The 21,528-nt window shown below is 67.9% G+C and carries 29 protein-coding genes; 13 read left to right on the plus strand and 16 right to left on the minus strand.

The window, feature by feature from the left end; translation table 11 throughout:
- Positions 1–67 precede the first annotated feature (67 nt).
- The 4 genes from rho to hemE form a co-directional block, all read right to left on the minus strand.
- On the minus strand, positions 68–1,447 hold the full coding sequence (gene rho, locus Q8K84_RS06505) for a transcription termination factor Rho (RefSeq protein ID WP_370867845.1): 1,380 nt from the start codon (positions 1,445–1,447) through the stop codon (positions 68–70).
- Between the two features lie 242 nt (positions 1,448–1,689).
- Positions 1,690–2,151, minus strand: a complete 462-nt coding sequence (locus Q8K84_RS06510) for a CopD family protein (RefSeq protein WP_305281804.1) — start codon at positions 2,149–2,151, stop codon at positions 1,690–1,692.
- Positions 2,148–3,188, minus strand: coding sequence for a ferrochelatase (gene hemH, locus Q8K84_RS06515; protein ID WP_305281805.1), 1,041 nt, complete (start codon positions 3,186–3,188; stop codon positions 2,148–2,150). Before hemH ends, Q8K84_RS06510 begins: the two co-directional genes overlap by 4 nt.
- The gene (hemE, locus tag Q8K84_RS06520; protein WP_305281806.1) at positions 3,189–4,220 is read right to left on the minus strand and encodes a uroporphyrinogen decarboxylase; all 1,032 of its coding nucleotides are present in this window, start codon (positions 4,218–4,220) and stop codon (positions 3,189–3,191) included.
- 530 nt (positions 4,221–4,750) lie between these two features.
- Here hemE and Q8K84_RS06525 point away from each other — a divergent pair.
- From Q8K84_RS06525 to dnaQ, 5 genes are read left to right on the plus strand one after another with little or no spacing between them, the layout of a single operon-like run.
- Positions 4,751–5,593: a pyruvate, water dikinase regulatory protein gene (locus tag Q8K84_RS06525; protein WP_305281807.1), complete on the plus strand. Its 843-nt coding sequence runs from the start codon at positions 4,751–4,753 to the stop codon at positions 5,591–5,593.
- Positions 5,590–6,183, plus strand: a complete 594-nt coding sequence (locus Q8K84_RS06530) for a Maf family protein (RefSeq protein ID WP_305281808.1) — start codon at positions 5,590–5,592, stop codon at positions 6,181–6,183. Before Q8K84_RS06525 ends, Q8K84_RS06530 begins: the two co-directional genes overlap by 4 nt.
- On the plus strand, positions 6,180–7,046 hold the full coding sequence (gene aroE / locus Q8K84_RS06535) for a shikimate dehydrogenase (protein WP_305281809.1): 867 nt from the start codon (positions 6,180–6,182) through the stop codon (positions 7,044–7,046). Before Q8K84_RS06530 ends, aroE begins: the two co-directional genes overlap by 4 nt.
- 6 nt (positions 7,047–7,052) lie before the next feature.
- Positions 7,053–7,697, plus strand: a complete 645-nt coding sequence (gene coaE, locus Q8K84_RS06540) for a dephospho-CoA kinase (protein WP_305281810.1) — start codon at positions 7,053–7,055, stop codon at positions 7,695–7,697.
- 6 nt (positions 7,698–7,703) lie between these two features.
- Positions 7,704–8,408, plus strand: coding sequence for a DNA polymerase III subunit epsilon (dnaQ, locus tag Q8K84_RS06545; protein WP_305281811.1), 705 nt, complete (start codon positions 7,704–7,706; stop codon positions 8,406–8,408).
- Between the two features lie 54 nt (positions 8,409–8,462).
- Here the strand turns inward: dnaQ and secB are convergent, their stop codons facing one another.
- On the minus strand, positions 8,463–8,969 hold the full coding sequence (gene secB, locus Q8K84_RS06550; protein ID WP_305281812.1) for a protein-export chaperone SecB: 507 nt from the start codon (positions 8,967–8,969) through the stop codon (positions 8,463–8,465).
- A gap of 226 nt (positions 8,970–9,195) precedes the next feature.
- Here secB and timA point away from each other — a divergent pair, with 226 nt between their 5' ends.
- Genes timA through Q8K84_RS06570 form a run of 4 tightly spaced genes read left to right on the plus strand, consistent with a single transcriptional unit; the run spans position 9,196 to position 11,862 of the window.
- On the plus strand, positions 9,196–9,816 hold the full coding sequence (gene timA, locus Q8K84_RS06555) for a TIM44-related membrane protein TimA (RefSeq protein WP_305281813.1): 621 nt from the start codon (positions 9,196–9,198) through the stop codon (positions 9,814–9,816).
- Between the two features lie 4 nt (positions 9,817–9,820).
- Positions 9,821–10,906, plus strand: a complete 1,086-nt coding sequence (locus Q8K84_RS06560; protein ID WP_305281814.1) for an MltA domain-containing protein — start codon at positions 9,821–9,823, stop codon at positions 10,904–10,906.
- Complete coding sequence (locus tag Q8K84_RS06565; protein WP_305281815.1) at positions 10,903–11,484, plus strand: Smr/MutS family protein; 582 nt, start codon at positions 10,903–10,905, stop codon at positions 11,482–11,484. The genes Q8K84_RS06560 and Q8K84_RS06565 overlap by 4 nt, the downstream gene beginning before the upstream one ends.
- A 51-nt stretch (positions 11,485–11,535) precedes the next feature.
- Entirely contained in the window at positions 11,536–11,862 is a 327-nt protein-coding gene (locus Q8K84_RS06570) for a polyhydroxyalkanoic acid system family protein (RefSeq protein WP_305281816.1), read from the plus strand.
- A gap of 2 nt (positions 11,863–11,864) precedes the next feature.
- Here Q8K84_RS06570 and Q8K84_RS06575 read toward each other — a convergent pair whose 3' ends face one another.
- The 6 genes from Q8K84_RS06575 to Q8K84_RS06600 are packed head-to-tail and all read right to left on the minus strand — an operon-like array spanning position 11,865 to position 15,985.
- The gene (locus Q8K84_RS06575) at positions 11,865–12,188 is read right to left on the minus strand and encodes a phosphoribosyl-ATP diphosphatase (protein ID WP_305281817.1); all 324 of its coding nucleotides are present in this window, start codon (positions 12,186–12,188) and stop codon (positions 11,865–11,867) included.
- Entirely contained in the window at positions 12,185–13,009 is an 825-nt protein-coding gene (hisF, locus tag Q8K84_RS06580) for an imidazole glycerol phosphate synthase subunit HisF (RefSeq protein ID WP_305281818.1), read from the minus strand. The genes Q8K84_RS06575 and hisF overlap by 4 nt, the downstream gene beginning before the upstream one ends.
- Entirely contained in the window at positions 13,009–13,731 is a 723-nt protein-coding gene (hisA, locus tag Q8K84_RS06585; RefSeq protein ID WP_305281819.1) for a 1-(5-phosphoribosyl)-5-[(5-phosphoribosylamino)methylideneamino]imidazole-4-carboxamide isomerase, read from the minus strand. The genes hisF and hisA overlap by 1 nt, the downstream gene beginning before the upstream one ends.
- On the minus strand, positions 13,728–14,372 hold the full coding sequence (gene hisH, locus Q8K84_RS06590; protein WP_305281820.1) for an imidazole glycerol phosphate synthase subunit HisH: 645 nt from the start codon (positions 14,370–14,372) through the stop codon (positions 13,728–13,730). The genes hisA and hisH overlap by 4 nt, the downstream gene beginning before the upstream one ends.
- 27 nt (positions 14,373–14,399) lie before the next feature.
- Positions 14,400–14,990 (minus strand): imidazoleglycerol-phosphate dehydratase HisB, encoded by a 591-nt coding sequence (gene hisB, locus Q8K84_RS06595; protein ID WP_305281821.1) that lies wholly within the window; start codon positions 14,988–14,990, stop codon positions 14,400–14,402.
- A gap of 5 nt (positions 14,991–14,995) precedes the next feature.
- Positions 14,996–15,985 (minus strand): adenosine kinase, encoded by a 990-nt coding sequence (locus Q8K84_RS06600; protein ID WP_305281822.1) that lies wholly within the window; start codon positions 15,983–15,985, stop codon positions 14,996–14,998.
- A gap of 216 nt (positions 15,986–16,201) precedes the next feature.
- Here Q8K84_RS06600 and Q8K84_RS06605 point away from each other — a divergent pair, with 216 nt between their 5' ends.
- From Q8K84_RS06605 to Q8K84_RS06615, 3 genes are all read left to right on the plus strand, one after another.
- Positions 16,202–16,735, plus strand: a complete 534-nt coding sequence (locus tag Q8K84_RS06605) for a DUF6886 family protein (RefSeq protein WP_305281823.1) — start codon at positions 16,202–16,204, stop codon at positions 16,733–16,735.
- The gene (locus Q8K84_RS06610; protein WP_305281824.1) at positions 16,732–17,541 is read left to right on the plus strand and encodes a peptidylprolyl isomerase; all 810 of its coding nucleotides are present in this window, start codon (positions 16,732–16,734) and stop codon (positions 17,539–17,541) included. Before Q8K84_RS06605 ends, Q8K84_RS06610 begins: the two co-directional genes overlap by 4 nt.
- Before the next feature lie 136 nt (positions 17,542–17,677).
- Entirely contained in the window at positions 17,678–17,977 is a 300-nt protein-coding gene (locus Q8K84_RS06615) for a GIY-YIG nuclease family protein (RefSeq protein WP_305281825.1), read from the plus strand.
- A 127-nt stretch (positions 17,978–18,104) separates the two neighbouring features.
- Here the strand turns inward: Q8K84_RS06615 and nth are convergent, their stop codons facing one another.
- Positions 18,105–18,821, minus strand: a complete 717-nt coding sequence (gene nth, locus Q8K84_RS06620; RefSeq protein ID WP_305281826.1) for an endonuclease III — start codon at positions 18,819–18,821, stop codon at positions 18,105–18,107.
- Positions 18,822–18,885: 64 nt separating this feature from the next.
- Between nth and Q8K84_RS06625 the strand changes: the two genes are divergently transcribed.
- On the plus strand, positions 18,886–19,359 hold the full coding sequence (locus tag Q8K84_RS06625; protein WP_305281827.1) for a DUF2244 domain-containing protein: 474 nt from the start codon (positions 18,886–18,888) through the stop codon (positions 19,357–19,359).
- On the opposite strand, the gene Q8K84_RS06630 is transcribed toward Q8K84_RS06625, so the two are convergent.
- The 4 genes from Q8K84_RS06630 to Q8K84_RS06645 form a co-directional block, all read right to left on the minus strand.
- Positions 19,356–19,700, minus strand: a complete 345-nt coding sequence (locus tag Q8K84_RS06630) for a hypothetical protein (protein WP_305281828.1) — start codon at positions 19,698–19,700, stop codon at positions 19,356–19,358. The genes Q8K84_RS06625 and Q8K84_RS06630 overlap by 4 nt on opposite strands.
- A gap of 165 nt (positions 19,701–19,865) precedes the next feature.
- The gene (locus Q8K84_RS06635) at positions 19,866–20,066 is read right to left on the minus strand and encodes a helix-turn-helix transcriptional regulator (protein WP_305281829.1); all 201 of its coding nucleotides are present in this window, start codon (positions 20,064–20,066) and stop codon (positions 19,866–19,868) included.
- Positions 20,063–20,452, minus strand: coding sequence for a hypothetical protein (locus Q8K84_RS06640; protein ID WP_305281830.1), 390 nt, complete (start codon positions 20,450–20,452; stop codon positions 20,063–20,065). Before Q8K84_RS06640 ends, Q8K84_RS06635 begins: the two co-directional genes overlap by 4 nt.
- 230 nt (positions 20,453–20,682) lie before the next feature.
- Positions 20,683–21,435 carry a DUF3800 domain-containing protein gene (locus Q8K84_RS06645; RefSeq protein ID WP_305281831.1) on the minus strand — a complete coding sequence of 251 codons (753 nt, stop codon included), beginning with the start codon at positions 21,433–21,435 and terminating at the stop codon, positions 20,683–20,685.
- Positions 21,436–21,528: the final 93 nt, after the last annotated feature.

The following is a 21,528-nucleotide window of genomic DNA, read 5'->3' on the forward strand; positions in this document are numbered from 1 at the left end:
CTCGACATTGACCTTCACGCCGCCGCTCCATGTTTCACGTGAAACACGACCTTCCGTACGCGGAAAGTCAGGTGTTCATCGACTGGAAGAAGTCCGCATTGTTCTTCGACTGGCGCAGCTTGTCGATCAGGAACTCGATCGCGTCCTGCGGACCCATCGGGTTGAGAATCCGGCGCAGGACATAGGTCTTGGCCAGTTGATCCTTGGGCGTGGTGAGCTCTTCCTTGCGGGTGCCCGACTTGAGCACGTCGATGGCCGGGAAGATGCGTTTGTCGGCAACCTTGCGGTCCAGCACGATTTCCGAGTTACCCGTGCCCTTGAACTCTTCGAAGATCACCTCGTCCATCCGCGAGCCCGTATCGATCAGGGCGGTGGCGATGATGGTCAGCGATCCGCCCTGCTCCACATTCCGCGCCGCACCAAAGAAGCGTTTCGGCCGCTGCAGGGCGTTGGCGTCGACGCCGCCGGTCAGGACCTTGCCCGACGAGGGGACGGTGGCGTTGTAGGCGCGGCCCAGGCGGGTGATGGAGTCTAGAAGGATGACGACGTCGTTCTTGTGCTCGACCAGGCGCTTGGCCTTTTCGATCACCATCTCGGCGACCTGCACGTGGCGGGTGGCCGGTTCGTCGAAGGTGGACGCAATGACCTCGCCGCGCACGGTGCGCTGCATGTCGGTCACTTCTTCCGGGCGCTCATCGATCAGCAGGACGATCAGATAGACCTCGGGGTGGTTGGCCTCGATGGACTTGGCGATGTTCTGGAGCATCACCGTCTTGCCGACCCGCGGCGGGGCGACGATCAGACAGCGCTGGCCCTTGCCCAGGGGGGCGACGATGTCGATCACCCGGCCCGAACGGTCCTTCAGGGTCGGGTCATCGATCTCCATCCGCAGGCGCTCTTCGGGATAGAGCGGGGTCAGGTTGTCGAAGTGGACCTTGTGGCGGACGTTCTCCGGGTCTTCGAAGTTGATCTGGTCGACCTTGACCAGGGCGAAATAGCGTTCGCCCTCCCGAGGGGCGCGGATGGCGCCGACCACGGAGTCGCCGGTGCGCAGGCCAAACTTCCGGATCTGGGAGGGGCTGACATAGATGTCGTCGGGGCCGGGCAGGTAGTTGGCCTCGGGGCTGCGCAGGAAGCCGAATCCGTCCGGCAAAACCTCCATGGTGCCCGACCCTGAGATCTCCACGCCTTCTTCGGCGAGGGTCTTCAGGATGCCGAACATCATGTCCTGCTTGCGCATCGAGTTGGCGTTCTCGATGTCCATCTGCTCGGCGAAGGTGAGCAGGTCGGAGGAGGATTTCTCCTTCAACTCCTGGAGCGACATCTTGGTCAGGCCCATGGCGGCGATCGCCTGGGAGGCCAGGGACGGCTCGTCCAGGTCGTTATCGCCCCCGCCGTCCTCGTCAGTCTGGCTCTCGAGGACTTGGGTTTCGGTGTCTTCGCTCATGGTCTTTGTAGGCTCTGATGGAGATTATTGGTCCGCGGGCCGGCCGGAGGGAGTCCGGGCGGGCGGGGACTTGAGGTGGGGCGTCGTCAAGAGCGGCGCCGGCTATGTTGTCTCGAGGACCGGGCCGTCGGCGGTAAACGCGCGGCGCCGGGAAAAGGCGGGGCGCGGGATGGCTCCCGCGTCCCTAGCCAAAACCACAGGCGAGGGCCTGCGGTCAATAGCCGTCTCTAGATCATGTGGGCTCAGCGGCCCCCAAATTCCAGGGTCACGGCCAGCACCGCGACGACGGCGATCAGGAAGGGGATCTCGTTGGTCGCCCGCCAGAACTTCGCCGAGCGGGGACGTTCGCCCGCCGCGATCTTCTTCCGCGCCCCAGCCAGCATGCCGTGCCAGCCCGAGAGGAAGGTCACCAGGGCGAGCTTGAGCATCATCCAGGGCTGCAGCAGGAAGCTCCAGCCCTGACCCATGGCGTGCACATGGTAGAGGATCAGGCTGAGGCCGAAGATCCAGGTGATCACCATCGAGGGGTTGATGATGATCCGCAGCAGCTTGGCCTCCCACACCTTGAAGTGGGCGTCGAACTCGCTGCCGGGCGGCGCGGTCTCGGTGTGATAGGCGTAGAGCCTGGGCAGGTACATCATCCCCGCCATCCAGGCGATCACCGCGATGATGTGCAGGCCCCGAAGCAGATCATACCAGTTCATGCCGCCCTCCCCGTCTTGCAGGCGCATTTTCCATAGGCCGCGGGACAGGTCCAGCCGCCGGCCGGCGCCACGGCGGCCCCGCTGTCCAGGGCGTCCAGCACCATGGCCTTCAGTCCGCCGATGAAGTCCGGCGTCACGCCGAGCGCTGGAACCCGCAGATAGGGCGAACACCCGATGGCCTCAGCGATTTCGGCATATTCGTGGTCCAGCTCCACCAGGGTCTCCACATGTTCGGAGACGAAGGCGATGGGGGTCAGCAGCACCCCACGATCATCGGCCTTGGCCTGGCGAATGGCGTCCTCGGTGGACGGCCCGATCCAGGCCAGGGGCCCGACCTTGCTCTGGTAGCAGACCTGCCAGTCGGGCAGGTCAGGCAGCAGGGCCGCCACGGCGCCGGCGGTGGCCTCCACCTGCGCCTGGTAGGGATCGCCGTCCTTGATCACCTTTTCCGGCAGGCCATGTGCGGAGAACAAAAGGCGTACATTGGCGGGCCGGCCGGCGGCCTCCCAGGTCTCGGCGATCTTGGCCGCATGGGCGGCGACCAGCCTGGCCTCGGTGGGATAGCAGCACACGGCCCGCGAAACGCCTGGACCGCGATAGATCTTGGCCCAGTCCTTCAGGGACGAGGCCGTGGTGGTGGTGGAAAACTGCGGATAGAGCGGCAGCAGCACGATTTCGTCCGGGGCGTACTCCGCCACCTCGGCTGCTGTCGCCTTGGCCCTGGGGTTCCAATAGCGCATGGCGATGAAGATCCGGGTCTCCAGCTCCGGCGCAGCGACCGACAGGGCGGTTTCCAGGGCGCGGGCCTGGGCTTGGGTCTCCGGCAACAGGGGCGAGCCGCCCCCCATGATCGCGTAGTTGGCCTGGGCGCTCTTCTTGCGGGTGGTGGAGATCAGGGCCGCCAGGGCGTAGCGGGCCGGGGCCGGCAGCCCGATAATGGCCGGGTCACGGAACAGGTTGAAGAGGAAGGGCTGGACGGACTCCGGGCCATCAGGGCCGCCCAGATTGAACAGGACGACCGCAAGCTTCTTCTTCATCTAGGTCCCCGTCACGCGGCGAACGGCGCGCTCGATATGTTCCACCGGGGTGTCTGGCAAAACCCCATGGCCGAGGTTGAAGATATAGGGACCCTTGCCCCACTGTTCGATCAGCGCGTCGATGCGGGCGTCCATGGCCGGGCCGCCGGCCCGCAGCAGAAGATTGTCCAAGGCCCCCTGGATCGCCTTGCCGCCGGCCTGGATCTTCTGGCCCTGGGCGGCGCTGGCCTGGGTGTCCAACGCGACCGCCTGCACAGGGACCCGGGCGGCGTAGTTGTCCACCAGGGCCCCGGCCCCCCGGGGAAAGCCGATGAAGGGGGTGTCAACGCCGGCGGCGCGGACCTTCTCGATAATCGCCACATGCGGACGGATGACGATCCGCTCGAAGACGTCCTCGGCCAGGCCCTCGGCCCAGCTCTCGAACAGCTTCAGGGCCTGGGCGCCGGCCTTGGCCTGCATGACCAGGTAGCGGGCGGTGGACTCCACCAGGATGTCCAGCAGGCGGTCCAGAGCCTCAGGGTTCTGATAGGCGTAGGTCCGGGCCCCAGACCGGTCAGAGCCCCGGCCCTCGATCATATAGGTGGCCACCGTCCAGGGCGCGCCGGCGAACCCGATCAGGGCGCGCTCCGGCTCCAGTTCAGCCCGCACCCGGGTCAGGGTTTCGCCAATCTCGGAAAGCCTGCCGGTCGAGGCTTCAATCTGGGCCTCCATGGCCGAAAGCTCAGGCAGCTCGCCCAGCCTCGGGCCTTCCCCCGTCTCGAACCAGACCTTTTGGCCGAGCGCCTTGGGCAAGAGCAGGATGTCGGCGAAGACGATGGCCGCATCAAAGGGAAAGCGCCGCATGGGCTGCAGGGTCGCCTCGGCGGCCATCTGCGGGTTGTGGCAGAAGGCGATGAAGTCCGGCGCCCGGGTGCGGAGCTCACGATACTCGGGCAGAGACCGTCCAGCCTGGCGCATGAACCAGACGGGGGGACGATCGAGGGTTTCGCCGGCCAGGGCGCGCAGGAGGCGGGGCTTTGCGGTGTCGCTCATGCCAAGCCTTAAAGCCGCTCTGATGGCCAGGCTCAAGCCTTCTGGTCGTGGGTCGCGGCGGCTTGTCCCAAGTCCCCGCCCTTCTTCCTGATAGAAAGAGATTGTTTGGGAAGATGAGGTGGTAGGGCCGGTCAGACCCGGGGATAAGCCCAATGAGGCCTCGCCATACCGACCCCGCCCACAGTTCGCCCACCCTCTGTCCCAGCCTCGCGACCGATCCTGTGAGTCATGGGCATAAGCCTCCAGCCTCGCCACAATCCTTAACAAAACCTTAAGGCGCATCCGGGCCCAGGCTGAGGACGACCCTGTCTGCGAGCTCGCCCCTGTGTTTACCTTTCGTTAAGGTTTTCCCCGGCGGGTGATCCTGTGCGTGAACACGCGCCCGGCGACGGGCTTGTCCCACGCTTGGTCTTAGGCGCCGACCTGGAGGGTATAAGTCTGCGCCTATCCCCAAGCTCGTGCGCCTCGGCTAAGAGACTTATCGACTCTCTCGTCCCCAAGAGCATTTTGTCGCAGGCCGCCGCACCGGTATGACCCTTCCGCGCATCGCCACCTATTTTCACCTGCACCTGGTCTCCGACTCCACCGGCGAGACCCTGAACGCCATGGCGCGCGCGGTGTGCGCCCGGTTCGACGACGTCCTGCCCATCGAGCACATCTATGCCCTCGTGCGATCGCAACGGCAGCTGGACCGGGCCCTGGCCGACATCGAGTCCGCGCCGGGCCTGGTCATTCACACCATTGTCGATGCAGAGCTGCGCGCGGCCCTGGAGGACGGATGCCGCCGGCTGGAGATCGCCTGTATCGCGGCCCTCGATCCCCTGGTCTCAGCGGTGTCGCGCTATCTCGGCCTGGCCACCTCGACCCGTGTGGGCGCCCAGCACGCTCTGGATCACGAGTATTTCAACCGCATGGACGCCCTGAACTACGCCATCGGCCACGATGACGGCCAGGGCGGCCAGGACCTGGAGCAGGCCGATGTGGTCCTGGTCGGGGTGTCGCGGACGTCCAAGACACCCACCTGCATTTATCTGGCCCATCGCGGGGTGCGGGCGGCCAATGTGCCCCTGGTCCCCACCCAGGCGATCCCCGACAAGCTGCTGCAGCTCAAGAACACCCTGGTGGTAGGGCTGACCATCTCGCCGGACCGGCTGATCCAGATCCGCCGCAACCGCCTGCTCAGCCTCAAGGAAAACCGCACCTCGGCCTATATTGACGTCGACAATGTCCGCGAGGAGATCGTCCAGGCCCGCCGGCTCTATGAACGCCAGGGCTGGCCAGTGATCGACGTCACCCGCCGCTCGGTGGAGGAGACGGCCGCGGCGGTGATGAACCTGCTCACCTCCGGCCGCCAGGTGGACATACTCGGATGACCCGGATCATTCTCGCCTCACAGAGCCTCGCCCGCAGCCAGCTTCTCGCCGGGGCCGGCGTGATGTTCGACAAGATCGTGTCCGGGGTCGACGAGGACCTGATCAAGGCCCGCATCCAGGGCGAGGGCGGCAGCCCGCGGGCGGTCGCCCAGGCCCTGGCCGACGTCAAGGCGGTGACGGTCTCCCACCACCAGCCCGGTCTGGTCATCGGGGCCGACCAGACCCTGGAGTTCGAAGGCGTCCTCTATGACAAGGCCCCCAGCCTGGAGGCGGCCCGGGCGCGCCTGCTGGCCCTGCGCGGCAAGCCCCATCATCTCCACTCGGCCGTGACCCTGGCCCAGGATGGGGAGGTGCTCTGGTCTGAGACGGCCAGCGCCACCCTGACCATGCGGGACTTCTCCGAGCCCTTCCTCGACGCCTACCTGGAAATGGAGGGCGAGGGCCTGTTGGGTTCGGTGGGCTGCTACCGGCTCGAAGGTCCAGGCGCCCAGCTGTTTGCTGATATCGAGGGGGACTACTTCGCCATACTTGGCCTGCCTCTGCTGGGCGTCCTCGACCAACTGCGTCAGCGCGGGGCCTTGACCCCATGAGCCGGTCGCTGACGGGCGCCGCCCGGGTCGCCGGCGTGGTGGGCGCGCCCGTCCGCCATTCCCTGAGCCCGCTGATCCACAACGCCTGGATCTCGGCGGCCGGTCTGGACGCCGCCTATGTCCCGTTCAGCCCGCCTGAGTCCGGCTTTGCGGCTCTGATCGAAGGCCTGCGCGGCGGCGCGATCGTCGGCCTCAATGTCACCCTGCCCTTCAAGGAGCAGGCCCTGGCTCTGGCCGACGCCCGAAGTGCGGCGGCCGAAGCCGCGGGCGCAGCCAATCTGCTGCTCTTTGCGTCCGATGGGACCATTCGCGCCGACAATACCGATGGGACGGGCCTGCTGGCCGCCTTCGCCGAACAGGCGCCGGGGTTTGACCCGCGCGCCGCGCCGGTGGTCATCCTGGGGGCCGGCGGCGCCGCCCGCGGCGCGGCCGCGGCCTTTGTGGCGGCCGGCGCCCCGGAGGTGCGGATCCTCAACCGCACCCTGGCCAGGGCTCAGAGCCTGGCCGACAGCCTCGGCGATCACGTCACGGCGCTGGGCCTCGACCAGGCGACCGGCGCCTTTGCGGACGCCGGGGCGGTGATCAACGCCACCTCGGCGGGGCTGTCGGGCCAGGGCGGCCTTGATGTTCCGATCAAGTCCGCCCCGACAGACTGCGTGGTCATGGACATGGTCTATAAGCCGCTCAACACGCCCTTCCTGGCCCAGGCGCAGGCCGAGGGCCGCCGCACCGTCGATGGCCTGGCCATGCTGATCGGCCAGGCGGTCCCGTCCTTCACCGCCTTCTTCGGGGTTTTGCCCCCTCCGGGGGTGGACGTTCGGGCCCTGGCCCTTGAGACTTTGGGGCTCAAAGAGAGGAGCTGAGTCGAGATGCTGCTTATTGGTCTGACCGGCTCCATCGGCATGGGCAAGTCCACCACCGCGGCCATGTTCCGCGAGCATGGGACGCCGGTCTATGACGCCGACGCCGCGGTGCATGACCTCTATGACGTCGGCGGCGCCGCAGTGGGGCCGGTTGGCGAGGCCTTCCCCGGCGTGGTCCAGGGCGGCGCGGTGGACCGTGAACTGCTTCGCCAGCAGGTGCTCGGGGACCCCGAAGCGCTGAAGCGGCTGAACGCCATCGTCCATCCCCTGGTCGGTCTCGATCGCCAGGCCTTCTTCGCCGAGGCCCAGGCCAAGGGCGCCGACATGGTGGTCCTGGACATACCCCTGCTCTACGAAACCGGCGGTGACGCCCGGATGGACGCCGTCGTGGTGGTCAGCGCCCCGGCCTCCATGCAGCGCGAGCGGGTCCTGGCCAGGCCTGGCATGACGCCGGACCGGTTCGACGCGATCCTGGCCCAGCAGATGGCGGACGCCGAAAAGCGCGCCCGGGCCCACTACATTGTCGACACCGGCCGCGGTCTCGATCACGCCAGGCGCCAGGTCACGGAAATCGTGAACGCCCTGCGCGCCCGCACCGCCGGGTCGAGCGCACCTCCCCCGGTTGAAGCTCAAACCAAACCGGGCCATTGAAGCCGCATGGCCCGCGAAATCGTCCTCGACACGGAAACCACCGGCTTTGAGCCCCGCGAGGGCCACCGCCTGGTGGAGCTGGCCTGTCTGGAGATCGAGGACTTCGTCCCCACCGGCAAGACCTTCCACTGCTATATCGACCCCGAGCGGGACATGCCGCCGGAGGCCGAAAAGGTGCACGGCCTGTCGGCGGACTTTCTGCGCGGCAAGCCTAAGTTCCAGGCGCCAGAGGTGGTCGAGGCCTTCCTCGATTTCGTCGGGGACGCCCCGATCGTGGCCCACAATGCGGCCTTCGACCGGACCTTTGTGAACTTCGAGCTCGGCCTCTGCGGGCGTATCGAGATCATCGAGCACCGCTGGGTGGACACCCTGGTGCTGGCCCGGGCCCGCTTTCCCGGCATGGCCAATTCCCTGGACGCCCTGTGCCGACGCTTCAAGATTTCCCTGACCGACCGGGAAAAGCACGGGGCGCTGATCGACGCCCGGCTGCTGGCCGACGTCTATCTGGAGCTGAAGGGCGGGCGCGAACGTCGGCTTGAACTGGCCCCGGCCATGGTCGCCCAGGCGGTCGGCGCGGCCCGCCAGGCGAGCTACGGCGCTCGGCCCAGGCCGCTCGCCGTGCGGGCCAGTGACATGGAACGCGAACGCCACGCGGCCTTTGTCCGCGACGTGGTCAAGTCGGACCTGCTCTGGAAGAAGCACGGGATCTAGATACGAAAACGGCGCCCCAAGGGCGCCGCTGACGTCAGTCCGCCGGCCTGGCGATCAGGCGTGGCCGATCTCGCCCATCTGGGACAGATCCCCCTGAGCCTTGCGGGCCGCATAGACCCCGGCGAAGTCGATGGGATCCAGCAGGAAGGGCGGGAAGCCCCCATCGGAGGTCACATCGGCGATCACCCGGCGGGCGAAGGGGAAGAGGAAGCGCGGGCAGTCCACCAGCAGCACCTGCTCCAGATCCTCTGGCGCGACGCCATTGATCCCGAACACGCCGCCATAGAGCAGCTCCACATGGAACACCGGGCCGTCTTCCCGCGCGGCCCGGGCCGAAAGCTTCAGATCCACCTCGAACAGACCATCCTCGCGGCCCCGGGCGTTCATCTCGACCCCAAGATCGATCTGCGGCTGGGCGCCGGTTCCCCGCAGAGCGTCGGGCGCGCGGGGGTTTTCAAAGGACAGATCCCGGATGAACTGGGCCAGGATGCGCACGCCTGGGACAAAGGCCTCAGCGCCGTTCGGCAGGCCGCCGGGGGCGGCGGCGTCGGTGTCGGTCATGCACGTCTGTCCGTTCTGGGAGGCCAGGCCGGCGACAGAGCCGGCCGCAATGTGGCGGGAAAACCCGCCCTTTCCTGGCGCGGGCTGCTAACATGGGCCCCTGCCTGATGCAACGTCGGTCCTGACGCCGGCGTTTCGAGGGACTATATAAGACCGACCGACTATAAAACCCCGCAAGGGCCGCGTTTCTGGCCCGCTCGCCCACTGAAGCTCACGAGAGACCCGCTTGCCCCTACTGGAGCTGATCATCTTCGCCGCCCTGGCGGCCGTTGTCCTCTACCAACTCTATGCGGTGCTGGGGCGGCGTGTCGGACGGCAACCGGAGGACAAGCCCGCGGCCGAGGGCGTCCCAAGCCCGGTGCGCCAGCCTGAGCGCGTGCTCGAGGCCTCCGAGGAGGCCGAGGGCGTCGCCCTGTCTGGGCTCGCCGCCATCCGCGCCCGGGACCCGGCTTTCGACCTCAGCCATTTCCTTCAGGGCGCCAAGTCGGCCTATCAGATGATCGTGAACGCCTTCGCCGGCGGAGACCGCGACGCCCTGCGCAACCTTTTGTCGGACGAGGTCTATTCGGCGTTCGAGTCGGCGATCTCGGCGCGCGAGGCCGAGGGCCGCACCGAGACCGTCGAATTCCTGCATCCCCCCCGGGCGGATATGGAAAAGGCTGAAATGGTTGAAGACGCCGCCCGGGTCACCGTCCGGTTCCTGGCCGAACTGCGCAGCCGCACCAAGGACGCCAGCGGCGAGGCGGTGGATGATCGCCGGACAGCCGAACTCTGGACCTTCGAGCGCAATCTCAAGAGCCGCGACCCAAACTGGACCCTGGTTCACGTCGACGCCGCGGAGGCCTAGGTCCGTGCGTCAGCGTCTGGTCGGCGTCCTCGGCGGCGCCCTCCTCCTGAGCGCCTGCGCCACAGCGCGCGGGCCTGATGAGGCTCCAACTCCCGCACCGGCCCCTCCGGGGCCCGCCCAGCCGGGCGCTCCAGCCGCGCCCGCCAACTTCAGCAGCCTGACCGGCTGGGCCGAGGCCGATCACGCCGAGGCCTTCGCGGCCTATCGCGCCACCTGCGGCGTGGCCAAGGCGCCGGCCGAGGCCGAGATCTGCCGCCGGGCCCGCGCTCACACGCGCCTGGAGTCCCCCGAGGCCCGCGCCTTCTTCGAAGACAATTTCCGCCTGGAGACGGTGCCTGGGGAAGGGGTGCTGACCGCCTATTACGCCCCGGAGTACACAGGCCGAAGAGCGCCGGACGCCGAATACAGCGCTCCGGTGCGGCCCAAGCCGGCCAATCACGCCGCCCTGTCTGGCCGCGCCGACCGGGCGGCCATCGAGGCGACGCCGCCTACCGAGGTCCTGGCCTGGATGCGTCCAGAGGAGCTGTTCTTCCTGCAGATACAGGGCTCCGGCGTCCTGACCTTTCCAGATGGCGAACGGGTCAAGGTGCTCTTCGCCGCTCACAATGACCTGCCCTTCTCCGGCATCGCCAATCCCATGCGCGACCGCGGGCTGCTGGCGGCCAACAACACCTCTGGCGAGGCGATCCGCGCCTGGCTGGCGGCGAGGCGGGGGCCAGAGGCTGACGCCATCATGCGGCTCAATCGCCGCTATGTCTGGTTCCGCCTGGAGCCCGATGACGGGCTTCACCCGGTCGGCGCGGCAGGCATCCCCCTGCCCCCGGACCACGCCATCGCCGTGGATCTGTCGCAACACCGGGTCGGCGAGCTGTTCTGGATCGATGCGGTGGCGCCCATCCTCACCGGCGCCTTTCCCACCTATCGCCGGCTCGCCATGGCCCTGGACACCGGTGGCGCCATCAAGGGCCAGGTGCGGGCTGACCTCTATCTGGGCTCCGGCCCCGAGGCCGGGGTGGAGGCGGGCCGCGTCCGCCATACCCTGCGCATGATCCGTCTCGCGCCCAGGGTCGGGCCAGACCCCAGCCGATGAAACGCCCGCTTCGGCCTGAGGAGCACAAGCTCTGGTCGGTCGTGGCGGCCACGCTCCATCCCCTGCCGGGACGCCATACGCCGACAGCGCCGAGTGAGCCCGATCCTGGCCCGCCCGCGGGGCCCCCCCACCCGGGCCAACACCCGCAGGTCAAACCGCCCCCGGGCAAACGGCCAAAGGCCGCGCCCAAGGGTCCCGCCCCCGCCCCGCCCCGGGCCCTGCCGCCGGCTCCCTGGCCCGGGCCGGAGTTCATTGAGCCCAATCGCCATCACCGGATCGTGCGCGAGCGCGACCCCATCGCCGCCCGGCTGGACCTGCACGGCCTGACCTATGACGCCGCGCGGGCGCGGCTGGACGCCTTCCTGCTCCAGGCCTGGCACGAGGGCCATCGGGCGGTGCTGGTGATCACCGGCAAGGGTTCCCGCGGGAGCGGTGACGGGACCCTGCGCCGGGCCGCCCCGGAATGGCTGGCCGCGGCCCATCTGCGCCCCATCGTGGCCGGGGTGTCGGAGGCGCACCGCCGGCACGGGGGCGGGGGCGCCCTCTATGTGGCCCTGAAGCGCAAACCCCGGGGGTGAGCCTGCGCCGGGTTTTCGCGCTAGACTGACTGAAGTTGAAAGAGGTCGCCGATGAAGCCCGTCACCATCGATATCCCCCACACCCTGGGCGCAGCCGAGGCCCGCAAGCGTCTTGAGGAAGGGTTCGAAAAGATCCTCAGCCAGTTCGGCGAGAGCGCCAAGCTGACCCGCCAGTGGAGCGGCGACCAGATGGGTTTCTCGGCCACGGTGATCGGCCAGACCATCAGCGGCCATCTGGATGTCCTGCCCGACGCGGTGCGGATGGAGATCAACCTGCCCAATGTGCTGGCCATGATGGCCGGCAAGATCCGGGGCAAGGTCGAGAAACAGGGCCAGCTGCTGCTGGAGAGCAAGCCGACGCCACCGCCGAAGGGGTGAACTCAGCCCTTGCGGCCGGCCTTCTCGTCATGGCCGGAAACGCCCTCCCGGGCCTCCAGCCTGGCGGCCACCTCGTCCAGGGAAACGCCCGCGGCGGCCATGACCACCAGCCAGTGATAGAGGAGGTCGGCGCTCTCGCTAGCCAGGGCGTCCCGGTCGCTTTGCACGGCGGCGATCACCGTCTCGACCGCTTCTTCCCCGAGCTTCTTGGCCGCCAGGGCAGGATCGGCCAGCAGGCGAGCGGTATAGGAGGCGGTGGCGTCGCCGCCCTTGCGACTTTCGATCACGGCCGACAACCGGGTCAGAATTTCGGCGAGCCGGCTCACGAGAAGGCCTCTGCCGCGTCGCGGCGCATCTCGGCCCCGGTCAGGCGGGCGGGCAGGCCAGCGGCGACCATGGCCTGCTTGACCTCGCCGATGGACACCTCGCCGAAATGGAAGATGGAGGCGGCCAGCACCGCATCAGCGCCCCCCTGGGTGGCGGCCTCGACCATGTGGGCCGCCGAGCCCGCGCCCCCCGAGGCGATCACCGGCACGCTGACCGCCGAGGTGATCGCCCGCAGCAGGGCGATGTCATAGCCGGTCTTGGCGCCGTCGCGGTCCATGGAGGTCAGCAGGATCTCGCCGGCCCCCTTCTCCACCGCCAGGCGGGCATAGTCGATCACGTCCAGGCCGGTATCCTTGCGCCCACCATAGGTGAACACGCGCCAGCCGTCATTGCGTCCGCCCTGCCCTGAGACGGCGGCGCCGTGCTTGGCGTCGATGGCGCAGACCACGGCCTGGGAGCCGAAGGCGTCGGCGCAGGCGCTGATCAGGTCGGGATTCTCCACCGCCGCGGTGTTGACCGAAATCTTGTCGGCCCCGGCCAGCAGCAGACGGCGGGCGTCCTCCACCGCGCGGATACCGCCGCCGACGCTGAGCGGCATGAAACAGACATCGGCGGTGCGGGCGATGACGTCGAGGATGGCCCCGCGGCCCTCGTGGCTGGCGGTGATGTCCAGGAACATCAGCTCATCGGCGCCGGCGGCGTCATAGGCGCTGGCCTGCTCCACCGGATCGCCGGCGTCGCGCAGGGAGAGGAACTGCACGCCCTTGACCACGCGGCCGTCCTTGACGTCCAGGCAGGGAATGACGCGCAGGTTCAGCATCAGGCCGCAGCCTTGATGGCTTCGGCCGCCTTGATGGCCCCGGTATAGAGCGCCCGGCCCAGGACCGCGCCGGCGATCGGCCGGCCCTTGCGGGCCCGCAGGCGGTGAATGTCCTCGACGCTGGCCAGGCCCCCCGCGGCGATCACAGGAATATCCACCGCGTCAGCCATGGCCCCGAACACGTCGACATTGAAGCCCGTCAGGGCGCCGTCGCGGTCGATGTCGGTGATGATCAGGGCGCTGACGCCCGCGTCCTCGAACCGCTTGGCCACGGTCACGGCGTCGAGGTCGGAATCCTCGGTCCAGCCCTGGACGGCGACCTTGCCGCCGCGGACATCGACGCTGACGGCGATCTGCTCGGGCCACAGGCGGGCGGCCTCGACCACCACATGAGGCTCGCGCACGGCCAGGGTGCCGAGGATCACGCGGCTGACCCCGGCCTCGATCCAGCCCTCGATGTCGGCCAGGCTGCGGATGCCGCCGCCCAGCTGCACCGGCACCGACACGGCCTCCAGAATGGCCTCCACGGCCGAGGCGTTGACCGCCTTGCCTTCCACCGCCCCGTTCAGATCCACCACATGGATCCAGGGGAAGCCGGCATTGGCCCATTGCCGGGCCTGATCGGCGGGGGAGGTGTTGAACACCGTGGCGGTGTCGAGGACGCCGTGCAGCACGCGCACGCACTGGCCGTCCTTCAGATCAATGGCCGGGTAGAGGATCAAGGTCGCCACTCCAGAAAGCGCGCGAGGAGAGAAAGCCCGGCAGACTGCGACTTCTCCGGGTGGAATTGAACCCCCGCCACATTGCCCCGCGCCACGGCGGCGGCGAACCGGCCCCCGTGATCGGTGAAGGCGGCCACGTCGGCCGGGTCGGCCGCGTGGAAGGCGAAGGAGTGGGTGAAATACATGGCGCCGTCGGGGGCGAGGCCGAGGGCCTGTCCCGCCGGGCTGATGTCGTCGAGGCTGTTCCAGCCCATGTGCGGCACCTTGCAGGTCGGGCTGGCGGGCGTCAGGCGACGGACCTCGCCGGGAATCCAGTCGAGACCCGGGGTCTCGCCGAACTCCAGGCCGCGGCTGGCCAGGAGCTGCATGCCGACGCAAACCCCCAGGAACGGGACGCCACGACCCTGCACCGCCTGGGTGATCGCCTCGACGAGGCCTGACCGGGCCGTCAGCGCTTCGCGGCAGGCGGCGAAGGCGCCGACGCCGGGCAGCACGATGCGGTCGGCGGCGGCCACCGTCTCCGGGTCAGAGGTGACGCAAATCTCCGCGCCCCCAGGCGCGGCGCCGGCGGCTTTCACAAGGGCGTTCTGCGCCGAACGGAGATTGCCCGACCCATAGTCGATCAGGGCGACGGTCTGCATAGCGGTTCCTTAGACCCTAGGGGCGCCCTAGAGCACGCCCTTTGTGGAGGGGGCCTGGCCGCCCGTCTTGGGGTCGATCTCAATGGCCGTGCGCAGGGCCCTCGCCAAGGCCTTGAATCCGCTTTCGGCGATATGGTGGCTGTTCTCCCCGTACAGGGTCTCCAGATGCACGCAGGCGCCGCAGTTCATGGCGAAGGCGTGGTGGAATTCCTTGAACAGCTCGGTGTCCATCTCGCCGATCTTCGGCGTGCGGAAGGCCACCTTCCAGATCAGATAGGGCCGGTTGGACAGGTCCAGGGCGCAGCGGGTCAGGGTCTCGTCCATGGGGATATAGGCGTCGCCGAACCGGCGGATGCCCTTGAACCCGTCCAGGGCCTTGTGGATCGCCTGGCCCAGAACGATGCCTGTGTCCTCCACCGTGTGGTGGAAATCGATGTGCAGGTCGCCCTTGGTGCGGACCTTCAGGTCGATGCCCCCATGGCGGGCGAAGGCGTCAAGCATGTGGTCGAAGAAGCCGACGCCGGTCTCGACGTCGGACACACCGGTTCCATCCAGATCAACGCTGACGGTGATCTGGGTTTCCTTGGTGTTGCGGACCACCTCGGCCGTGCGCGCCATGGGCTCTAAAGTCCTCTCGAAGCGGCCAGGGCCTTCAGCGAGGCCTGCGGCCGGGGGCCATAGTGGGAAATCACCTCGGCCGCCGCCAGGGCGCCCAGCTGGCCGCAGACCGGAAGCGAACGATCATTCGCCAGTCCATATAGGAAGCCGGCGGCGTACTGGTCGCCGGCGCCGGTGGTGTCGACCACCTTGTCCACCGCCGCGGCCCAGATTTCGTGGCGGGCCTCGCCAGCGGCGATCACCGAGCCCTGTTCGCTGCGGGTCACCGCAGCCATGGCTGTGCGCGACGCCAGGGCGTCGACGGCGGCGTAGAAGTTGGTGGTCTCGAACAGGGCGCAGACCTCGGCCTCATTGGCGAAGACGATGTCCACCTGGGTCTCGATGAATCCCATCAGGGCGTCGCGATGGCGCTCGACCACAAAGGCGTCCGACAGGGTCAGGGCGATCTGGCGGCCATTGGCCCTGGCCAGGCCGGCGGCCTTGGCGAAGGCCCGGCGGGCCTCGAAGGGGTCGAACAGATAGCCTTCCAGATAGACGATCTTCGAGGCCTCGACGATGGCCGGGTCGATATCGTCGGCGGTCAGCTCGGTGGAGGCACCCAGATAGGTGCACATGGTGCGCTGGCCGTCGGGCGTCACATTGATCAGGCAACGGGCCGTGGCGGGGCCGGCCCCCAGGGGCGTGACGTCAAAGCGCACCCCTTGGGCGCGCAGGTCATGGATGAAGACGTCGCCCAGCTGGTCCTTGGCCACCTTGCCGAGATAGGCCGCCTTGCCGCCGAAGCTGGCGACCCCGGCCACCGTATTGCCGGCCGAGCCGCCGGAGGTCTCCACGCCCGGCGCCATGCGGCTGTAGAGATCAACCCCGCGCGCCTCGTCGATCAGCATCATCGCGCCCTTGGACAGGCCTTCGGACTCCAGGAAGGCTTCCGGCGCCGGGGCGATCACGTCGACGATGGCGTTGCCGATGGCGGTGACGTCGTAGAGCTCGGTCATTGCGGGAGGTTTTCTCTTCTCATTGGGCGCCGGTGATCAGGCGGTGATCAGGGAACGGGCGCCGATTACAGGGAAAGCACAGTCGGGGCAATGTGAAGCAAGGCCGCGACCGGGCCAAACATGGCGGCGCCGCGGCCTTCGACAACGTACCCGGGACGACGGGCTTGAAATGGCCAGCCTTGCGGAGACCGTCATGATCGGGCGCTATCGAGCGCTATGCAGCTCTACCACTTCAGCGACGATCCGGGCATCGCGGTTTTCGAGCCCCGCCCTGTCCGCGCGCCCTCAGAGCGGGGCCCGGGACGTGAATGGCTGAACGGTCCCCTGGTCTGGGCCATCGAAGCGGCCCGCCAGGCCATGTACCTGTTTCCCCGGGACTGCCCACGCATCCTGCTGTGGCCGACAGAGACGACGAGCGCCGCCGATCATGCGGCCTGGTTCGGGGCCAGCCCGGCGGCCGCCATCGCCTATGTCGAATGGGCCTGGCTGGAGCGGCTGCGCGCCGCCACCCTCTATCGCTACGCCTTGCCGGCCGAGGCCTTCAAGAGCCTGGACGACGCGGGCATGTGGGTGGCGCGCGAAACGGTGACGCCCACCGGCTGCGAGGCGCTGAGCGACCTGCCCGCGGCCCTGCGCGAAGCCGGCGTCGAGCTTCGGCTCACCGAGACCCTGACCCATCTGCGGCCGGTCTGGGACACCACCCTGCACGCCAGCGGCATCCGCCTGCGCCACGCCAAGGACTGGACATGAAGACAATCCTGCTCGCCGGCCTTGCGGCCGCGCTCCTGCCCTTCGCCGCCAGCGCCGCGGACTGGCGCACGCCCGACCCCGCCGAGACCCTGGTGATCGACACCACCAAGGGCCGCATCGTCGTGGAGCTGGCGCCCCTGGTCGCGCCGGCGGCCGTCGCCCGGGTCAAGCTGTTGGCCAAGGAAGGCGTCTATGACGGCCTCCAGTTCCACCGGGTGATTGCGGGCTTCGTCGCCCAGACCGGCAATCCGGGCGATCGCGACGGGGGGACCTCCGACCATCCTGATCTCGCCCCGGAATTCACCTTTCGCCTGACCCCGACGGTGTCAGCCGAAGTCGCCTTGGTCACCCAGGCCAGCGACGGGCGGACGGGCTTTCTGGGCGCCATGCCGATCGCGGCGGTCTCGGCTGGCGAACAGGCCCGGGCCCGCAACGGCCGGGTCCTGGCCTGGGGCGCCTATTGCCCGGGGGTGTTCGGCATGGGCCGCCAGGCTGATCCCGGCACCGCCAACAGCGAGATCTTCGTCATGCTCGACGCCGCCCGGCGCCTGGACCGGGACTACACCCCGTTCGGCCGGGTGATCGCCGGGATGGACGTGGCCCAGGCCCTGGCGGTGGGCGAGCCGCCGGAGAGCCCCGACCGCATGGTCCGCGTGGCGCTCGCCGCCGACCTGCCGCAGGCCGAACGCCCGAGGCTTGAGGTGGCTGATCCTGCGGGCGGTCTCCTCCAGGCCCGCATCGCCGCCCTGCGCGCACAGAAGGGCGCCGACTTCACCGTCTGCGACGTGGAGATCCCGGTGCGCTGAGCCACCTCTCATCCCGTCACCCTCGGGCTTGTCCCGAGGGTCCCTCGTCGGGGCAGGCGCAAGCGTCGAGAGGGACCCTGGGCACAAGGCCCAGGGTGACGGTTAGTATGTGGCGGCTAACGGGAGGGCGAGACCCATGGTTGGGCGCGACGCCTACATCGCAGTCTACATGATGAGCGACCGGCCCCGCGGGACGATCTATATCGGGGTGACAAGCCAAATCGCCCGCCGGATCTGGGAGCATCGAGAGGGCGTCGAGCCCGGCTTCACCCGCCGATATGGGCTCAAACGCCTGGTCTGGTACGAGCCCCAAGACGACATGGGCGTGGCGATCCAGCGGGAAAAGTCCCTCAAGCACTGGCCGCGACAATGGAAAATCAACCTGATCGAGGCGACGAACCCACATTGGGACGATCTCTATCCGGGCCTAACCTGACGACGCCTCGCCACCGCCCGGCTCGTCACCCTCGGGCTTGTCCCGAGGGTCCCTGTCGAGGGCGGGCGCAAGCGGCGCGAGGAACCCTGGGCGCAAGGCCCAGGGTGACGGGATGGAGCTGAGGCCCCTACCCCGCAAACAGTCCGCGCGAGGGGCAGAGGTCTGAGACCGGGCATTCATCGCACTTGGGCTTGCGGGCCACGCACACATAGCGGCCGTGCAGGATCAGCCAGTGGTGGGCGCGCACCAGATAGGGCTGTGGGATCACCCCCATCAGTTCGGCCTCCACCTGGTCCGGGGTCTTGCCGAAGGCGAGCTTCAGCCGGTGGGCGACGCGGAAGACATGGGTGTCCACGGCGATGGCCGGCTCGACCCGCAGTTCGTTCAGCACCACGCTGGCGGTCTTGCGCCCGACGCCGGGCAGGGCCTGCAGGGCCTCGCGCTCCAGGGGCACCTCGCCCCCGTGCTGCTCGATCAGGATGCGGGCCGCGGCGATGACGTTCCTGGCCTTGGTGCGGAACAGGCCGATGGAGGCGATGAAGCCGATCAGCCCCTCTTCCCCCAGCGCCAGCATCTTCTCCGGCGTGTCAGCCACCGCAAACAGGCGGGTGGTGGCCTTGTTGACCGAGACATCGGTGGCCTGGGCCGACAGGGCCACGGCGGTCACCAGGGTATAGGGGCTGTCATAGTTGAGCTCGGTGCGGGGGTCGGACTCCGCGTCCTCGAACCGTTCGAACAGGGTGGCGATGCGCGCCTGCTCGGCCGGGGGCAGGCGCCGGCGGGCGGGCGCCTTGCCAGCGGTCTTGCGGGGTTTGGCGGCGGGGGAGCGGGGAGGCGGGGCCATGGGGCTTGATGCCCTGCGCAAAGCCCCTCGCCAAGTCCGCCGGTGACGCTAATATCCGGTCACGATGGACGGCCCCTATTACATGGACGCGGTCATCTCCCCCAACCGCTCGCTGTCCCAGCGAGGGTTCGTGATCCTTATTTCCTGCATCACAGCGCTGAACTGCGTCTCGGCCCTGGTCTTCATGTCCATGGGAGCGACCCTGGTGCCGATCTTCCTGGCCCTGGACGTCGGCGCCATTGCGCTCGCCTTCCTGGTCAGCTTCCAGGCCGCCCGCCAGGTGGAGCGGGTGCAGGTCACCGCCCATGAGGTCCGCGTCCTGCGCCAGACCCCTCAGGCCCAGGCCCTGGTCTGGACCTCGCCCACGGCCTTTACCCGGGTCGATGTGGAGGTCGAGGACGACCGGACCGTCGGGGTCCGGCTGAGGCTCTCGGGAAAATTCGCTCAGGTGGCCGCGGCCCTGTCGCCTGGCGAACAGGCCGACTTCGCCAAGGCCCTGGAAACCGCCATCTGGAAGGCCCGGACGGGCCGGTTCTAGACCCGAATATCCAGCAGAGAGCCTGGGCGCAGGATCTTCTTCGGCGGCTCATCGGTGGCGCGGACCTGCAGGGGAACCTCGCGGACCGGCGTGGCGCGGACCTGGACTTCAGCGGCCGGGGCGGCGGCCCTGGTCGGGACCCGCGGCGGAACAGAGGCGGCGTCCGGCGCCGCCCGGCCCAGGGCGGCCTCGAAAAACGCCTTCTGGGCGGCGTTGCGCTGCTGCGGGGCGACCCCTTGCGGAGCCGTCGGCAGGGCGTTCGGAAAGGGGGGTCGAATCGCGGTCAGGGCGAAAACCGGGGTCTGGAGCAGGAAATCAGGGCCAAAATGGCCGCTCTCCACTGAATTTATGGTTAACGGTCTCTGAAGGCCAGGGGTTCAGCCGAGGGGCCTTGGCGGGCGAAGAGAGCGGACACAAAGGACGCGAGGCCAGCCACGCCCACGAAGGGTGAAGCGGCCCCATCTTTGTGCTCTTCGCGCCCCTTCGTGTCCCCTCTGGGATCGCCCTCACCCCCGGTGGGGGTTTTCGAACACCGCCTCGACGGCCAGATCGAACAGGGCGGCGATGCGGAAAGCGAGATCCAGGGAGGGGTCGTGCTTGCCGGTCTCCAGGGCGTTGACCGCCTGGCGCGACACGCCAAGCCGCTGGCCCAGCTCAGCCTGCGTCCAGCCCCGCTGCTGGCGCAGGTCGCGCAGCCGCCCGCTCAAACGCGGCTGGTCCGCACCAGGGGGCTGACCAGGCCGTAGGCGGCCCAGAACAGGGGATAGATCAGCCAGCCGGGCGCGAGCGGCGCGCCGGCATAGGATTCCGAAAAGCCCCAGGCTGAAAAGATCGCGATGGCCGCGCCGGCGGCGATGATGAACCGCTTGGCCGCCAGGGCCCGGACGAACTCGTCGCTGCCCTTCATCCAGGCCAGCACCGCCCAGACCTGCCCGGCCACCGGGGCGGCCGCCGCCAGGGCCAGAACCCAGGCCGCCGCCCTCCCGATATCGTCAAACGCCCCGGTGATGGCGGCGAGGTTGATGGCGACATAGCCGCTCATGAAGGCCGCGGTGCGCCGGATATAGCGCCGGCCGGCAGGGGTGGCGGACATGGGCTCAGGCCTCCGTGAATGTCAGGTCAGCCTGACACGGGGGCGCTGTAAGGTCAACCTTACAGCAGGGCGGCCTTCGGTCGGGAGAAGCAACAAACGCCAATGCAGAACAAACCCTAAACAATTGACTCTGTTGATGGATTCCGTATGATGCTGCTGTAGTCTGAAACTGGGCACATCCTAGAAGTAGGACCGCACCGGGGAGGGGCTAGCGCTCCTCCCCCCTTCATTTACAGAAGCACAATCCCGAAGCCGTTGGTTTGACTCGCCCTTTTGTTCAAAACGGGATCAAGCCTGTTTAGGTAGTGGGTGGCTCCCTGGCGCTTAATGAAGCTACACGGCGCATACTTCTGGTAGAGAAAGTAGGCGCAGACGTCGCACGCCTGGATCATGTAGCTGTCGCGCGAATCCTTCGCGTAAGCATCTTCAACCAGCCTGACCATCGGCAGGTTTCGGTAACCTGGCCCAGCATGCAGTTGGTTGGGAACAGGATTGTATACACCGATCCGCCGAACGAGGCGACGAAGCTTCTCGCCCTCGGTGTTGTCCACCACCACAAGCCCGCGGTCATTTTGGTGGCCGCCGGGGAAGTTCCCGTACCCAATAGTGTTTTCGAAGCGCTGGAACAACGTCTTCCATGCGTTCTCGAACACGTCATAATTGGCGGGCTTCCCAGCCTTCCGCACGACAACATTAGTGATCGAGATGTAATCAAGCTTCGCAAGCTCATCGAGCTGGTTGCGTAGGATTGCGAGCCGTTGGTTTTTCTTTATGCCCTCGACAGGTGGGCTCCGGATGTACTCTGACGAATGGATCTCGGTCCGCAGCGGAAGGCCATAGACGTTCTTCAGCGTCTTCCGGAATGCGACCAAATGATTGAGCAAATCCCGCCACCGGCTTTCATGGACGGTGATGCCGGACAGAGCAAAATGCGTTGTGGGTGAGTTCTCAAGCCCACTGTCGCCGCTTTCGTCTACGTACATTATATACATGGTGTTTTGGTATCATGCGGAGATGATGCCAATCAACGGTGAAGCTTGGGTGCGCGATTCTGACCAAGACAATCGCAATCCGAC

It is taken from the genome of Phenylobacterium sp. (assembly GCF_030679875.1).
Classification (GTDB): domain Bacteria; phylum Pseudomonadota; class Alphaproteobacteria; order Caulobacterales; family Caulobacteraceae; genus Phenylobacterium.